General features: G+C 55.8%; 13 protein-coding genes. 6 read left to right on the top strand and 7 right to left on the bottom strand.

The window, feature by feature from the left end; translation table 11 throughout:
• The first annotated feature begins 75 nt into the window (after window positions 1-75).
• The 3 genes from B3X29_RS03960 to ampC all read left to right on the top strand — a co-directional run bounded on the left by B3X29_RS03960 (window position 76) and on the right by ampC (window position 4,821).
• Window positions 76-2,505, top strand: a complete 2,430-nt coding sequence (locus tag B3X29_RS03960; protein ID WP_159339331.1) for a fimbria/pilus outer membrane usher protein — start codon at window positions 76-78, stop codon at window positions 2,503-2,505.
• An 11-nt stretch (window positions 2,506-2,516) separates the two neighbouring features.
• The gene (locus B3X29_RS03955; protein ID WP_159339184.1) at window positions 2,517-3,581 is read left to right on the top strand and encodes a fimbrial protein; all 1,065 of its coding nucleotides are present in this window, start codon (window positions 2,517-2,519) and stop codon (window positions 3,579-3,581) included.
• 97 nt (window positions 3,582-3,678) lie between these two features.
• A complete protein-coding gene (ampC, locus tag B3X29_RS03950) occupies window positions 3,679-4,821 on the top strand; it encodes a class C beta-lactamase (RefSeq protein ID WP_159339183.1) in 1,143 nt (380 codons plus the stop codon).
• A gap of 66 nt (window positions 4,822-4,887) precedes the next feature.
• Here ampC and B3X29_RS03945 read toward each other — a convergent pair whose 3' ends face one another.
• The 4 genes from B3X29_RS03945 to B3X29_RS03930 form a co-directional block, all read right to left on the bottom strand.
• Window positions 4,888-6,258: a M24 family metallopeptidase gene (locus B3X29_RS03945; protein WP_236560449.1), complete on the bottom strand. Its 1,371-nt coding sequence runs from the start codon at window positions 6,256-6,258 to the stop codon at window positions 4,888-4,890.
• Window positions 6,259-6,284: 26 nt separating this feature from the next.
• Complete coding sequence (locus tag B3X29_RS03940) at window positions 6,285-6,521, bottom strand: DUF1272 domain-containing protein (RefSeq protein ID WP_103178985.1); 237 nt, start codon at window positions 6,519-6,521, stop codon at window positions 6,285-6,287.
• A gap of 93 nt (window positions 6,522-6,614) precedes the next feature.
• Window positions 6,615-7,181 carry an NTP transferase domain-containing protein gene (locus B3X29_RS03935; protein ID WP_103178986.1) on the bottom strand — a complete coding sequence of 189 codons (567 nt, stop codon included), beginning with the start codon at window positions 7,179-7,181 and terminating at the stop codon, window positions 6,615-6,617.
• 126 nt (window positions 7,182-7,307) lie between these two features.
• The gene (locus B3X29_RS03930; RefSeq protein ID WP_290503986.1) at window positions 7,308-8,102 is read right to left on the bottom strand and encodes an SDR family NAD(P)-dependent oxidoreductase; all 795 of its coding nucleotides are present in this window, start codon (window positions 8,100-8,102) and stop codon (window positions 7,308-7,310) included.
• Window positions 8,103-8,316: 214 nt separating this feature from the next.
• On the opposite strand from B3X29_RS03930, the gene B3X29_RS03925 reads away from it, so the two are divergent.
• The 3 genes from B3X29_RS03925 (at window position 8,317) to B3X29_RS03915 (ending at window position 11,948) form a co-directional block, all read left to right on the top strand.
• Window positions 8,317-9,177: a DMT family transporter gene (locus B3X29_RS03925; RefSeq protein ID WP_159339180.1), complete on the top strand. Its 861-nt coding sequence runs from the start codon at window positions 8,317-8,319 to the stop codon at window positions 9,175-9,177.
• A 327-nt stretch (window positions 9,178-9,504) separates the two neighbouring features.
• A complete protein-coding gene (locus tag B3X29_RS03920) occupies window positions 9,505-9,999 on the top strand; it encodes a molybdopterin-dependent oxidoreductase (RefSeq protein ID WP_103178989.1) in 495 nt (164 codons plus the stop codon).
• Between the two features lie 17 nt (window positions 10,000-10,016).
• The gene (locus B3X29_RS03915; RefSeq protein ID WP_159339179.1) at window positions 10,017-11,948 is read left to right on the top strand and encodes a putative bifunctional diguanylate cyclase/phosphodiesterase; all 1,932 of its coding nucleotides are present in this window, start codon (window positions 10,017-10,019) and stop codon (window positions 11,946-11,948) included.
• 180 nt (window positions 11,949-12,128) lie between these two features.
• Here the strand turns inward: B3X29_RS03915 and B3X29_RS03910 are convergent, their stop codons facing one another.
• The 3 genes from B3X29_RS03910 to B3X29_RS03900 all read right to left on the bottom strand — a co-directional run bounded on the left by B3X29_RS03910 (window position 12,129) and on the right by B3X29_RS03900 (window position 14,691).
• Window positions 12,129-13,118 carry a hypothetical protein gene (locus B3X29_RS03910; protein WP_159339178.1) on the bottom strand — a complete coding sequence of 330 codons (990 nt, stop codon included), beginning with the start codon at window positions 13,116-13,118 and terminating at the stop codon, window positions 12,129-12,131.
• A 288-nt stretch (window positions 13,119-13,406) separates the two neighbouring features.
• Window positions 13,407-14,291 (bottom strand): SDR family oxidoreductase, encoded by an 885-nt coding sequence (locus tag B3X29_RS03905; protein ID WP_103178992.1) that lies wholly within the window; start codon window positions 14,289-14,291, stop codon window positions 13,407-13,409.
• Between the two features lie 175 nt (window positions 14,292-14,466).
• Window positions 14,467-14,691, bottom strand: a complete 225-nt coding sequence (locus B3X29_RS03900) for a hypothetical protein (protein WP_159339177.1) — start codon at window positions 14,689-14,691, stop codon at window positions 14,467-14,469.
• Window positions 14,692-14,707: the final 16 nt, after the last annotated feature.

Below are 14,707 nucleotides of genomic sequence, written 5' to 3'. Positions count from 1 at the left end.
GGGGCGAGGGTGAAAACGAACACTTCACGCCGCGACGGTGCGTTACTGCTGGCAACGCTCCCCACTGCGCTGTTGATGATCTCGAGGCCCGGGGTGGTGCGGGCAGAAGATTACTTCGATCCGGCGGCGCTGGAACTGAGCTCTGCGCAGCAAAAAACCGCCGATCTGCACTATTTTGCCACCGCAGGCGGGCAGCAGCCCGGCACCTGGCCGGTCACCATCTGGGTCAATGACCAGCAGGTCAGCGAGGGGAATATCACCTTCGTGGAGGAGAATGGTACCCTTGTGCCAGTGCTGACGGCGGCCCAGCTGGCGGAATATGGCGTCAACGTTAGCGCGTTCTCCTCATTTGAACGCCTGCACGACGGGGAAACCTTCACCCGTATCGGCCAGTACATCCCGGATGCCAGCAGCCGGTTCGACTTCCCGACCCAGCGGCTGAACCTGAGTATTCCCCAGGCGGCAATGAACGTTCAGCGCGAGGGGTATATTGATCCCGCACGCTGGGATGAGGGGATACCGGCGGTGTTTGTCGACTACACGCTCTCCGGCGCGCAAACCGGGCAATCCACCCATAACGGGCGCTCCACCTTCCTCAACCTGCGCAGCGGGGTGAACCTCGGGCCGTGGCGGCTGCGCAACACCTCGTCCATGCAGTACGACTCCACCCGGCGCTGGCAGTCGCTCAGTACATACCTGCAACGGGACGTCGCCCCGCTGAAAAGCCAGCTGCGGATTGGGGATACCTACACCAGCGGGGAGGTGTTTGACAGCGTGCAGTTTCGCGGCGTCCAGCTGATGTCAAATGAAGAGATGCTCCCGGACAGCCTGCGCGGTTTTGCTCCGGTGATCCGCGGCGTCGCCCACAGTAACGCCAAAGTGACCATCTCCCAGCATGGCTATGTGATCTACGAAACCTACGTCTCCCCGGGGGCGTTTGCCATTAAGGATCTCTATCCGACCGCGCAGAGCGGCGACCTGGAGGTCAACGTGAAGGAGAGCGACGGCTCGGAGCGCACCTTTACCCAGCCGTTCTCGTCCGTGCCGTTTATGCTGCGGGAGGAGCGGGTAAAATACAGCCTCAGCGCCGGGCGCTTTCACCCAGGCCACGATGAGAGCCGCACCCCGGCGTTTATCCAGAGCACGCTGTTTTACGGTTTACCGGCAGCCTTTACCCTGTCTGGCGGCACGCAACTGGCCGATGATTATTACGCGCTGGCCCTCGGGGTGGGGCATAGCTTAGGGGAGCTGGGCTCGCTGGGTACCGACGTGACGCTGGCAGACACCACAACCCCCTCCGGCAAGCGCTACCGCGGCCACTCCCTGCGGGCGCAGTATCAGAAAAGTTTTGCCCGGGCGGGCACCTCGTTCAGCCTCGCCAGCTACCGCTACTCCTCTAGCGGGTTTTACGACTTCAGTGAGGCGATGAGGCTGGAGCAACGTTACGGGCTGGTGGATAACAAACGCACCCGGGAAGAGGTTGCCATCAGCCAGACCCTCGGCGAGGTGGGGAACCTGTCGTTGTCCGCTTACGTTCAGGACTACTGGCACAACCAGAGCAGCGACAAAACGCTCCATGCCGGCTTTTACAGCGCCTGGAAAGGGATCTCCTGGGGGCTGGGCTACTACTATACCCAGTCAAGCGGACACAATAATCCCGATCGCTCCTGGTCCTTCAATATCACCATTCCGCTGGGTGGTTCGCTTGCCAGCAGTTCAGTGAGCTACACCACCTCGTCGGATAATCGCGGCTATACCTCGCACCAGGTGTCGATGTATGGCTCGGTGCCGAAGAGCCCGAATCTTTACTACGCCGTGCAGCAGGGCTACGCCAGCCAGGGGCAGGGGAGTAACAGCGGCGCATCCCTCGACTACCACGGCGGCTATGGGCAGGCGCAGCTGGGTTACCGACACGATCGCGACAGCAGCCAGCTCACCTGGGGAACGTCGGGCTCCATCGTTGCGCACCCGCATGGCATCACATTGGGGCAGAGTCTGGGGGACAGCTTTGCCATCGTGCGTGCGCCGGGGGCGGTCAACGTGGCTGTTCAGAACGGCAGCAACGTTCATACCGACTGGCGGGGTTACGCGGTGGTGCCTGCGCTGACGGCCTGGCACAAAAACGTCATTACCCTTGATACCGAATCGATGACCAGCGACACCGACGTAGAACAGTTCGGCGCGACGGTGATCCCCGGCGGTGGGGCGGTGGTCGAGGCAAACTTCCGGACCCATATCGGCCATCGCGTGCTGTTTACCCTGCATGACCGTTCGGGGCCAGTGCCGTTTGGCGCCAGCGCCCAGCTGGTTGGCGATCGCAATGCCGCCACCGGCATGGTGGCCGACGGCGGAATGGTCTACCTGAGCGGTATTCCGGATACCGGCACCCTGGAGGTGAACTGGAATGACAAAGGGGAAGCCCACCGCTGCACGCTGCCTTTCCACATCGCCGCCGACCAGCCGGATGCGGTGAAGCGTATCGAGGCAGCCTGTTTATCACAATGAGGATATTAACCATGCGGTTAGTCTGTTTACTTTTGACGGTTGCCGGGCTGTTCAGCCCTGGCGTATGGGCGGCAGCCTGCAATGGCGATACCGGCCAGATGACCATCAACGTTCAGAACATCAAGTATCTCCCTTCGCTGCGTAACAACACCCAGATGACCAGCATCATGGCCGACAGCGGCAGCGGGTTTCGTTTTAGCTGCGATCAGGAGGCCCGGCAGGCCGGGGCGATAGCGGTGAAATATGAACAGGAGCGCACCGGGAATGAGACCTTTATCAATGGCCGAATGGTGTTTGAGTCGGCCATTCCGGGTATCGGCTATGCCCTGGGCTTCCAGTGTAGCGGCGGGCCGATCCACTACCTGGACGGCTCCGGTATGCATGAGACGCAGGTCTGTAACAGCAGCGAAAACCCCGCGCTGCTGCACCAGGAACATATCGTGGTGAAGGCGTTTATCACCTTCTTTAAAACCGGTGACGTCAGCCTCGTCAGCGGCAACCACACCAACGCTTCGCCGTTGGGGGCGGTCGGTAAACTCTATGTCGATATTCCCGGCTCAGGCACAACCGGCACGCCCATCAGCGCCGACCTGACGGCGATGAACGTGGATATCGGCGCGGTGGGCAGTTGTAATGTCACCACCCCGACCATTTTTGTCGATTTAGGCAAGGTTAACCGCGCCGATTTTAAAGGGGTGGGGCAGACGGCGGGGACGGCGAAGAGATTGACCATTCCGGTCTATTGTTCGCAGCCAGCGCAGATCAAAATTGGCTTTTTTGGCACGCCAGCCGCCACCGGCATCACCGATACGCTGGCCATTACCCCGTCGCCGTCGAGCGCCAGCGGCGTGGGGGTCAGGCTGAGCTACGGCAATAATGGCGCCAGTGCGCCGGTCGCGGGCACTGCCCTGCACATCAACGAGGCCGGAAACCTGCCGGGTCTGGGACAGGTGACCGCGACAAATGCCGCCAGCGCCCAGCCTTTCCACTTTGTTGCCCAGCTGGTACAGACTGACCCGACCGTGACGGCGGGGTGGGCAAACACCACTGCCACCTTTGCGCTGGAGTATAACTAGCCTTCTGCGAACGGGCGTCGGTTCATGCGTGCCCGTTTTACATCTTCCCGTCAGGCCTGCAAAATAGCGCTCTCACTTTTCGCTAAAGATCATAACGATGAAAAAATCCCTGCTCTGTATGCTCCTCGTTTGCCTGTCTGGTTCCGCTCTCGCCGCCACCCCGGAGGAGGCGCTGATCGCGGAGGCGGTGAACCCCACCATGACCGCGTTGATGCACGACCAGTCGATCCCAGGCATGGCCGTTGCGGTCATCTATAAGGGACAGACCTATTTCTTCACGCAAGGGCTGGCGGATGTCGCCGGGAAAAAGCCCGTCACCCGGCAAACCCTGTTTGAGCTGGGCTCGGTGAGCAAAACCTTTACCGGGGTGCTCGGCGGCGATGCGGTGGCGCGCGGGGAGATTGCCCTCAACGATCCGGCCAGCAACTACTGGCCCGCGCTGTCAGGCAAGCAGTGGCAGGGCATCAGCCTCCTCCATCTGGCGACCTACACCGCAGGGGGACTCCCGCTCCAGGTGCCGGAGAACGTGACCGATGCCGCAGCGCTGCAAACGTACTATCAGACCTGGCAGCCAGCATGGACGCCGGGTTCTAAACGCCTCTACGCCAACGCCAGCATCGGCCTGTTCGGCGCCCTTGCGGTCAAGCCCTCAAAGATGAGTTTCGAGCAGGCGCTCACCCGCCGGGTGCTGGAACCGTTGAAGCTGAGCCACACCTGGGTAACCGTACCGGCAAGCGAACAGGCGAACTATGCCTGGGGCTACCGGGACGGTAAGGCGGTGCACGTCTCGCCTGGGATGCTTGATGCTGAAGCCTACGGGGTAAAAACCTCCATCGTGGATATGGCAGGCTGGCTACAGGCCAACCTGCAACCGGACAGCATTAAAGACGCCTCATTGAAGAAAGGGGTGGAGATTGCCCAGTCACGCTACTGGCAGGTAGGCGAGATGTATCAGGGGCTGGGCTGGGAGATGCTCAACTGGCCGGTCTCCTCCCGGACGCTGGAGCAGGAGGCGGATAATAAATATGCCCTGGCTGCCCACGATACCACGGCTATCGCGCCTCCACAGCCGCCGGTGCAAGCCTCATGGGTACATAAAACCGGCTCGACCGGCGGATTTGGCAGCTACATCGCCTTTATCCCGGAGAAGAACCTCGGCATTGTGATGCTGGCGAATAAAAGTTACCCCAACAGCGAGCGGGTCAAGGCTGCGTACCGCATTCTTGCAGCATTGCAGTAAGGTTTATGCCCTGAAAGGCCCGGCAAGCGTAGCGCTGCCGGGCCTGTAAAGTGGCAGAAACAAACTTCAACAGGTAAACGCCATCTCCTTTGCCAGCAGGAACGGACGCAGATAACCCACGGTATTCGACAGCGGGATCACCTCATCCGCCAGATTAATGTTTAACACCTCGCGAATGTATGCCCGGCGGCTGGCAATCCGCGCCCACAGTTCCGGGTACGCCGCCTGAATTTTCTCCTGCAAGGCCTGGTCCACCAGAGCGACGCTCTCCTCAGCGCTCACGCCGGTATAGCCGGGAACAGAGGGGATGATATCGAGTTGCAGGATCATGCCGCTTTTTAGCGTCTCGGCAGAGCCCGGGTAGATGGGGGAGGACATCCACTCCTCGTCGGCGCTAAGGTGCCCGGGATTAAGATGCCAGCCATACTGCGCTTTATTAAGCACCTGTTCGATATGGGCATACAGCTCGCCGCCCGGCATGCCGATTTTAATCTGCTCAAGCCAGCTGGCGATGGCGGCAAAATAGGGTTTCGCCACCCGATCCAGATAATCTTTCTGGCCGTCCGGCAGCTCGCTCTCGTCAGCAATCACAAACCCGGTCCGGCTGGACAGCCCACCCTTAAACCCGGTGGTCAGCGACAGCGGCTGCCCGCGCACCAGCTTTTTATAGGTGGGGTAGAAGTTTGCCTTCTCAAAGCGCTGCCCGGCGGCGGCAATGGTCACCACCGTCTGATACTGCCCCTCTGCCGCCAGCCGCGCCCCCAGCTCGGTTTCGCGGATCCCCGGCTCCACTGCGTTCATGGCGTTCAGGATGCAGGTCGAGGCCAGGTTCGCGCCATATTCATAATGCGCGATTTCATTCTCGTTGTTGGTGATGCGGGCGCCGTTTTCGCCGCCGATAAACAGGTGTGTGGCGTTCTCAAGCGTCGCATCGGTGCTGTTTTTCAGCGCCTCGACGATAAAATAAGGGAGATCGAAAAGCTGCCTGTTATCCGCCCCGGCTGCGGTAAACATCTTCCAGCCCACCACCCCGATTCGGTCATGCGCATGCAGACCCGCTTCGCGAAACAGCGACTCCAGCGAGGTTTCATTATCCATCGGCTGATTGGGCAGCGAGAAAAACGGGCAGTGTCTGAGGGTAACCGGAATGCGGGAATGGCGGGCCATCTTGAGATTTTCATTGCCGAGGATCGCCGTCGCCGCGCCGCTCTTTTCCAGAATCAGCAGACCCTCCTCAAAGCGCGGCACAAACCCGGTCAGATACTCAAAGTTGCTGCCGTGTTCTTTGTCGGCATAGATCACCAGGGCATCATAGCCCGCCTCGTTGATGCGGGCCAGCACCCTGTTTTTGCGCTCAAGCAGGGTGGCATCGGTAAGCAATACCGGAGCCACATCGGTGAAAGTACGCGGAGCAGGAATAGTCTGCAGCTGGATCATGATTTCTCTCGTCATCAGAAGGCGGGTCAGGCGCTTTTTTGCGCATGAACCCGCACGGTGGAGGCAGGCGCGTTCATCAGCTTATTTGCCGGACGCACCGGGCGACGCACCAGCTCCCCCTGGCAGTTAGGGCAGCGATGATTAAGGTGGGTGTCGGCGCAGGTCGCGCAGAAGGTGCACTCAAAGGAGCAGATCCGCGCGTCCAGATCATCAGGAGGCAGGTCACGATCGCACCATTCGCAGTTCGGGCGGAGTTCAAGCATGGTTCTTATCCTGTTGGGTTAGTGGCCTTTTTTTACTATGCCAGAGAGTAAAAAAAGCCGCGACAGCATAATAGTAACGTGACGCGGGGAGCGTTAACTCCCCTGTTGCACGCTTCTGAAATCGTCAGGGGTATCGATATCAACAATAATTTCCGGGCGATCGAGGGCCACGCACTGGTGTTTACCCTCCATCAGGGCCTGGCGCATGCTGCGGATAGCCGGACGGGAGATCGCCTGTTGCAGGCTGCCGCGATCAATCAAAACAGGGTGGCCGGGCGTACCGTGATAGTACGGCAGGATCGCCCCCCCGGTGCGTAATGCCCAAAGTTGGCGGTAAATCTCCCCGTCCAGGCAGGGCAGATCGCCGGGGGTAATAAAACAGTAATCCGTGCTCACCGCCCGGGCACCGGTTATCACCGAACTGACCAGTCCGTTTTCATAATCGGGATTATGAACCAGGGTGACATTTTCCCGGTGCTGATATCGCGCCTGTAGCTCCTGGGCGCGAAAACCGGTGACGAGAATAATGCGCGAGCAAAACTGCAGGGCGTTGTTGATACTGGCATCCAGAAGGGTTCCCTCGCGCCAGGGTAACATCATTTTCCACGTCCCCATGCGGGAGGAGAGTCCTGCGGCAGTAATAATACAGTCGACCGGCATTGTCTTATCCCTTTATCAACGTGAGAGAAGGTAAAGAGAAAATATACCGCAAATTTCGGGATTTAACGCGCTGACCGTCGCCTGCTAAAACGCCCCTCTGAGCCAGAGGGGCGATCCGCGCAATCCTCAGCGCGTCAGGTAGCGGGGGGCGGGTACGCCGGTGCGGGCGCTGGCAAACAGCGCCAGGCGCGCCTCTTCGTAGCGCGTCCACAGGGCTTCATCGTGCATCGGCGGGATAGTGATCAGCTCACCCTGGTCGAGCCCCGCCAGCGCCGCATCCACCATATTGTCGGTGGTCATCACCGACCCGGCGGGCAGATCGTCGGCGCTGATGCCGGACAGCTCCCAAATCTCCGTGGCCGTGGCTGCGGGCAATACCGCCTGGATACGCACCTGGCTGTCGGCAAACTCCTGCTGTAATCCGCGCGTAAAATTCAGCACCCAGGCTTTGGTGGCGCTGTAGAGCGCGCTGCCCGCCCGGGCATGGATCGACAGTACCGAGGCGATATTAATCAGGGTACCGCGGTTGTTTTGCGCCAGACGCGGCAGCAGGGCATAAGTGAGACGCATCAGCGCCGTGGTGTTGAGCATATTGATCGCCTGATGCTGCGCCACATCTCCCGCGAGGAACGGCGCCATCTGCGCAGTACCGGCATTGTTGATCAGGGTGTCGATAGCGGCGTTGTTGCGCAACATCTCTTCCACGGCGCGGATCCCGCTTTCATCGGTAAGATCCGCCGTCAGGGGGGTGACCTTTACCCCATAGCGCTGCCTGAGCTGTTCCGCCAGCGCCAGCAGACGCGCCTCCCGGCGGGCCACCAGCACCAGATCGTAACCGCGAGCGGCGAGACGGTCGGCGTAGACCGCGCCAATGCCGGAAGATGCGCCTGTAATTAAAGCTGTTGAACGTTGCGTAGTCATTGTCGTACCTCGTAATGGGAGATAGTGGTTTTAATATGAAACTAAATAAACTGTGCGCCATTTGGTTTTATTATGCAACCAAGTCAGCGAATTTTTTTGATCCCTGCGTTGGGCGGTGGAGATGCGCGTCCGCAAAAGTGCGGTTTTACAGTAAAGTAAATAGACAAACTCACGATCCCACCGTCGGTCCGGAACGGTCTCTCTCAGGAAGGGTATGAAAAAGCTGTTGCTGGTTCTCTTTGTCTTAACTGCATTTGCAGCGAACTCCATTCTTTGCCGCGTAGCCCTGAAGAACGGCCATGCCGATCCTGAAACCTTCAGCATGCTGAGATTACTGGGGGGAGCGGCAGTGCTGTTTGTCTGGCATCTGGCGCGGGGAAGGCTGCAAGAGATACGCTGGAAAATTATCGACGCCCTGCTGTTGTGCGCCTATGTCCTGTTTTTCTCGCTGGCGTATGTTCAGCTCAATACGGCGACAGGCGCATTGCTGCTGTTTGGCGCAGTCCAGGTCTGTATGATCGGCTGGAGCGTGGTAAAAGGCGAGAGACTGAGCGGCTATAAGGCCTGCGGGATACTCATTGCCGTAGGGGGCATTATTACATTACTGCTTCCTGGGGCGACCGCGCCTCCGCTTGCGGCGGCCATTACGATGGTAGCCTCTGGCTTCGCGTGGGGCGCCTATTCGCTGCGCGGCAAAAATATCCAGGCTGCGGCGGGAACAACGAGCGGTAATTTCATCCTCAGCCTGCCGGTTATTCTCCTCCTGAGCCTGGTACGACAGACGCCAGTCCATATTGACGCCAGCGGCATTATCCTGGCCCTGCTTTCCGGCGGGCTGGCATCTGGCGTTGCCTACGTGCTCTGGTATGCCCTGGTCACCACGCTCTCTTCAGCAACCGCCAGCACCCTGCAGCTGAGCGTTCCGTGTATCGCGGCGGCAGGCGGCGTGTTATTTCTTGGTGAGGTACCGGATCTGCGGATGTTGCTTTGCACGCTGGCGGTGCTGGCCGGAATAGCACTGGTTATCGCCGCTGATAACAAGAAGCGGCAGCAGCCGGAAAAAAACGGTTTCTGAACGGGAAGGAGGTCATCATTCTCCCGCTGTCATCTCGCTTCTACTGAGCAGGGATAAAAAATAAAACCTTTATATTCTTGTGTGTTTAATTGCATTATATAAGTGGGTAGATTGTTTTTTGTACAGATTCAATAAAATTTGCTCTAAATGAAATAAATGTACAGACTTTAGTTAATCATTTTTATAAGAAGGAAAATTTAACTTATTGATTTTAATGATTTATTGTATAAACGGTTTTGTTGCTGCAATAATAGGCAAGGAGCATATATTAATAGCACGTTAACTAAATTATAATTCTTTCATATCCGGCAGATAGGTGAGGTTAGTATGCGGTTTATTGTCATGTTCTTAAGCGTTGTGGTTGCCACCCATGCCTGGGCAGGTGAACTGCCCAAACCCGCCGGTAAAGCCCTTTTAACCCTGTCCGGTAATATACAAAATACAAACGAAGACGGGAAAGCCGTTTTCGATGTCGCCAGCCTTGAGAAACTCGGGATGGTCAGTTTCCAGACTACTTCACCCTGGTATAATGGGCGCACAACCTTTACGGGCGTGCCGCTGCAAAAGCTTATGGATTACGTTGGGGCAAAAGGCACCGTTGCTAAGGTCATTGCGCTCAATGACTACACCACCGTTATCCCGCTCAGTGATTTTAAAAAATACAACGTTATCCTTGCCTTGAAAGTCAACGGTGAATACATGCGTATCCGTGACAAAGGCCCGTTATTCATTGTGTATCCCTATGACAGTCTGCACGAACTGAATAATCAAATTTATTATTCACGATCGGCATGGCAGGTCAGCAAAATGAATATTGAGTAGGAGTTCAGAAGCGCAACATGAACAGGATACTGGCGGGCATCATTTTTTTCCTTTTTATCTCTACGGGATATATCTCTTTCCTTGTGCACGAGAGGCAACAAGAGTTACAAAAACTGACGCACTATACGGACTCATGGTCCGCAGCTCAGCTGGTATCAGAATTTTATCGATTCGAATCAACGCTCGGTCTTTACGCCAACGGTATTGACGCTTTGACGATTGACGACGTGCGCCTGCGTCTTGACATTATGCTCAGCCAGAGCGGTTTAATGAAAGAAGGTGATTTGGGGCGCTATATTGCCAGCAATAAAGCGCACCATGAACTGGCGGTAAATATAGAAAATATTCTCAAAGATCTGGACGCTAACCTTGAGAAAATGGACCGTCCAGCGCTCCAGACCTACCTGATTAAAATGCACCTGCTTGATGCCCCCTTAAGCCGCCTGTCATCCAGTGCGTTAGACAATGATATTAACTCGATCAATAAAGCTAATCTCAAAATACAAACGTTATATTATATTTATTCAGCGGCTTCTCTACTGTTAATCATTTTGAGTGCCATTCTTGGCGTGCTGATATTCTTCCAGAACAGAAATATTCTGACGGCGCATCTTCAGGTCAAAAGCCTTGCTGAAGAGCTGCAAAAATCTAAGGAGAAACTGCAAATCCAGAATACACAGCTGGAATATGACGTTTACCATGACTCGTTGACAGGCATGAATAACCGCCAGTTTTTCTGGGAAAATATAAAGAAAATCATTCAGGTGGCGGAAAAAAATAATGAATCTGTGACCGTCATGCTGTTTGATCTGGACCGCTTCAAGGAGATCAATGATACCTACGGTCATGATGTTGGCGATATGCTGCTGCGCCAGATCTCCGAACGCCTGATTGCCATGAGCCTGACGACCGATACCCTTTATCGCTTAGGCGGGGATGAGTTTGCCTTTCTCTCGAGCGGTTTGACAGAGAGTAGCGCCGTTTCGCGCGCGCAAAAAATATGTGCTTCTATCAACCAGCCGTACACCATTTATAACACCATCATTAATATCGCCACCTGTGTCGGCATTGTTATCTCGGACACGGAGCGCCGCTCCGACTTTCTCTATAAATTTGCCGATCTGGCCCTGTATGAAGCCAAAAAAGAGGGCCCCGGACAGATAAAAGTCTTCCGGCCGATCATGTTACAAAAGCTGCAGGAGAGCAGAACCCTTGAGCACGATCTGGCGATGGCCTTAGCGAATAAAGAATTCGTGGTTTATTATCAGCCCATTGTCGATTCGTTCAGCCGGGAAATTTACAGCTATGAAGCCCTTGTTCGCTGGGTGCATCCATTAAAGGGGCTTCTGTCGCCGGACAGCTTTATTCCCGTTGCGGAAAAGACAGGCATGATTAATGAGCTGGGAAGGTCGGTGCTTGAACTCGCCTGCCGGGAAGCGGCGACCTGGGCGGTTCCGGCAAAAATCTCGGTAAATGTTTCGCCTATCCAGCTCAGCAGCAAAGCCTTTGCCGGCATCGTGCTCTCCATTCTCGAAGAGACAGGGCTTGCGGCCGATCGTCTGGAGCTGGAGGTGACGGAATCCTCTCTCTTTACCGATAACGATACTCCGCTCAATACCCTCAACACGCTCAGAGCCCGTGGCGTGCAAATCTCCATTGATGATTTTGGTACGGGGTATTCTTCCCTTTCGCGGCTGAGCAAGCTCGCCTTCGATAAAATTAAAATCGATAAATCCTTTGTCCATTCGATCTCTGACCAGGACGATGCCCTGACCATCATCAAACTGATTACCGGGATGGCGAAGTCCCTTAATATGAAGGCGGTTGCCGAAGGGGTCGAAACGCAGGAACAGCTGGAAAGTCTCCAGGCGCTGGGTTGCGATCTCGCGCAGGGTTATCTGTTTGGTAAACCGCAGCCGGGAATCGATGGCAGGATCCGCAACGGATAAATCGCGTGGCCGGATGAAGGTGTGGTGAAAAAAGAAAAAAACATAAATGCCCGTCAGGGCATTTATGTTTTAAAAAGCGATTAATGGAAGAACAGTGCAATCAGGATAATGATTGGAATAGGTACGCCTAAAAAGAAGAGTAATAGTGAGCGCATTTTAAACCTCCTGCTTAATTAAGAATTATAAATCACGTTGACGACCACCGAAGGTCGCACACAGGCTGGCAACGAAAGCACCGGCCAGCAGCGCAATAAATGTCCAGAGCATCAGATAGCTTGTGGTTTTACGTGCGGCATCAGCAGCTTGCTGCGCTTTCTCCTTCGTTTCTTTTAATTTAGCCTGGGCTTTGTCATAGGTGGTTTGTACACGCTGCTCAGCTTCTTGCTGACTGATACCGGTCTTTTGTGCAATCAGCTGGGCGACATACTGACGATCTTCCGGCGGTAAGGTACCGGTGGAAATGCTGTTGGCAAAAATACCGGTCACTTCACTTACCTGCGCAGGCGTTAATGGCTCAGCAGGTGCGGCTGGCGTGGCGGGAGCAGGTGCAGCGGTTGGATCAACAGGATCGGTAGCACCGTTTGCCGGTGTGGCAGGGTTACTGGCCCTGAACATCGAATTTACAAAATAGTCCATGGATGAACCCGGCGCCTCAGACGAACTGTTCGCCATACCCGCCGCGCCAGCTGCTGTGGCCGTCGCAGCCCCGCCGGCAACGGTACCCACGACTTTAGCGCCGCCACCAATCAGGGCGCCCACGGTGCTTGTAAACAGCGCCGCAGAAACCAGTGCAGCGACAGCCCAGGTTAAAAACCCGTGGGCAGTATCGCGGAAGTAGACTTCATCGGTACGGGTATCGACCCATTTGGTACGCAGTCGCCCGGCTAAATAGCCGCCCATGCCAGACGCCACGATTTGCGTGAACGTCAGCCAGGCGATGGCGGCAATGCCCACCGTGCCGGCGTCGAGCCCGCGGTTTTCCCAGGGTGAAATCGTTGTCAGGCCCAGCCCGGTGCCCAGCATTAGCAAAATTAACGACAGGGATGCCGCTGCCGCTGCGCCGGCAAAGATGGCGCCCCATGATACGGCACTGCTGTTCGTCGTGGGCAGGGGCAGCCGCGAATCGGGATAGGTTGTGTTAACCGTGGCGTGTTCATGAATGTGAGTCATAGCTGTTGTCCTTTAATTAATCTTTGCGTTCGGAACCAGGAACTGATTGAAAAACAGGAAACATTATCAACGTGAACGTTTAAGCCCTTCAGGGACCGGATGATGTCATTTATAACGAGGAAGGCTGTAAAACTGACCGAAATAAAAAACAAAAATCAACGATCTAAGAATAGTTGATAATTTTGCGCCGGACGGCTTTTCAGCTTTAAAAATCCGTTACCGCTTCGGATAACGGATTTTATAATAAGTCTTGTCGTCGTCAGGCGCGTCAAAATAAAGGCAACAGAATTAGGCTACGCCGGTACCGCCGTCAGAGCACCAGACCTGACCGGAAGCATAGGAACACTCTTCAGATGCCAGCAGAACATACAGCGGTGCAATCTCCACGGGCTGACCCGGTCTGCCCAGCGGCGTATCTGCCCCGAACTGCTGCACCTTCTCCTGCGGCTGACCACCGCTTGACTGCAACGGCGTCCAGTAAGGGCCCGGCGCCACGGCATTCACGCGGATCCCTTTCGGCCCAAGCTGTTTTGCCAGTGATTTGGTAAACGCCACGTTACAGGCTTTGGTCTGGGCGTAATCGAGCAGGATTTCGCTGGGCTTAAAGGCCTGAACCGAAGAGGTATTGATAATCACCGCGCCTTCCGTCAGGTGACGCAGGGCGGCGCGGGTGATCCAGAAGGGGGCATAAACGTTGGTTTTGAAGGTCGCGTCGAAAGCGGCGGTGGTCAGATCTTCAATGGATTCGCAGAACTGCTGTCTACCCGCATTGTTGACTAGAATATCGAGCCCGCCGAGCTCCGTCACGGCGCGCTCAACCAGTGTCTCACAGAACGACTCCACCCGAATATCACCCGGGATCGCGACAGCTTTGCGTCCTTCCGCCTGAATCAGGGCAATAACGGCTGCCGCATCGGACTCCTCTTCCGGCAGATAGCCTATGGCCACGTCTGCCCCTTCACGGGCGTAGGCAATCGCCACCGCGCGACCAATCCCGGAATCGCCGCCGGTAATCAGCGCTTTTTTACCAGAAAGTCTGCCCGAGCCGGTATAACTCGTCTCGCCATGATCGGGGATTGGCTTCATCTCTGACGCCAGTCCGGGCATTTGCTGCGGCTGTTCCACAAACGGGGGTTGTGGGTAGTTTTTTGAAGTGGTGTTTCCTGATGTCATCCCGACCTCCTTTATCAATGAATTTAAAGCGTAGCCACTGTGACGGAACGCACCTTTCTGGAAGGGATAATTCAGATTATTCTTCTTCTGGATATATTTTTGATTTTATCTTCACTTTGTAAGGCTATTAAACACGCGCCCCCTTTTTTGGCTGCAAGCATGAGGGCGGATGAGATTATTTCTGCTGTCGTTTACGGGTAATACCGGAAATGAAGCGTCTGAGATGTTTTTTAGGTGAGCGCCTGCGTGTGGCGTTGATTTTTGCCGGATCGACGACGACCTTATTCGCTTCCGGGAGGATCGGCTTTTGGCTGCCCGAGCGATATTGCCAGAGGGCGCCTGAATCGCCATGAATAAACAACGCGCCTGAAAGGAGGAGGGGAAATAAGATCTTCTTCATCCTCTTTAGCCTCTCT

Origin of the sequence: Leclercia sp. UBA5076 (genome assembly GCF_002416465.1) — a bacterium.
Lineage (GTDB): Bacteria > Pseudomonadota > Gammaproteobacteria > Enterobacterales > Enterobacteriaceae > Enterobacter.
Note: the sequence above shows the minus strand (reverse complement) of the source record. Positions and strands in the feature narration are given on the sequence as shown.

What these genes read in the sequence shown, in the direction of transcription:
- B3X29_RS03960 (WP_159339331.1), top strand. Translation starts at nt 76, where the DNA reads ATGATCTCGAGGCCCGGGGTGGTGCGGGCAGAAGATTACTTCGATCCG.
- B3X29_RS03955 (WP_159339184.1), top strand. Translation starts at nt 2,517, where the DNA reads ATGCGGTTAGTCTGTTTACTTTTGACGGTTGCCGGGCTGTTCAGCCCT.
- ampC (WP_159339183.1), top strand. Translation starts at nt 3,679, where the DNA reads ATGAAAAAATCCCTGCTCTGTATGCTCCTCGTTTGCCTGTCTGGTTCC.
- B3X29_RS03945 (WP_236560449.1), bottom strand. Translation starts at nt 6,258, where the DNA reads ATGATCCAGCTGCAGACTATTCCTGCTCCGCGTACTTTCACCGATGTG.
- B3X29_RS03940 (WP_103178985.1), bottom strand. Translation starts at nt 6,521, where the DNA reads ATGCTTGAACTCCGCCCGAACTGCGAATGGTGCGATCGTGACCTGCCT.
- B3X29_RS03935 (WP_103178986.1), bottom strand. Translation starts at nt 7,181, where the DNA reads ATGCCGGTCGACTGTATTATTACTGCCGCAGGACTCTCCTCCCGCATG.
- B3X29_RS03930 (WP_290503986.1), bottom strand. Translation starts at nt 8,102, where the DNA reads ATGACTACGCAACGTTCAACAGCTTTAATTACAGGCGCATCTTCCGGC.
- B3X29_RS03925 (WP_159339180.1), top strand. Translation starts at nt 8,317, where the DNA reads ATGAAAAAGCTGTTGCTGGTTCTCTTTGTCTTAACTGCATTTGCAGCG.
- B3X29_RS03920 (WP_103178989.1), top strand. Translation starts at nt 9,505, where the DNA reads ATGCGGTTTATTGTCATGTTCTTAAGCGTTGTGGTTGCCACCCATGCC.
- B3X29_RS03915 (WP_159339179.1), top strand. Translation starts at nt 10,017, where the DNA reads ATGAACAGGATACTGGCGGGCATCATTTTTTTCCTTTTTATCTCTACG.
- B3X29_RS03910 (WP_159339178.1), bottom strand. Translation starts at nt 13,118, where the DNA reads ATGACTCACATTCATGAACACGCCACGGTTAACACAACCTATCCCGAT.
- B3X29_RS03905 (WP_103178992.1), bottom strand. Translation starts at nt 14,291, where the DNA reads ATGACATCAGGAAACACCACTTCAAAAAACTACCCACAACCCCCGTTT.
- B3X29_RS03900 (WP_159339177.1), bottom strand. Translation starts at nt 14,691, where the DNA reads ATGAAGAAGATCTTATTTCCCCTCCTCCTTTCAGGCGCGTTGTTTATT.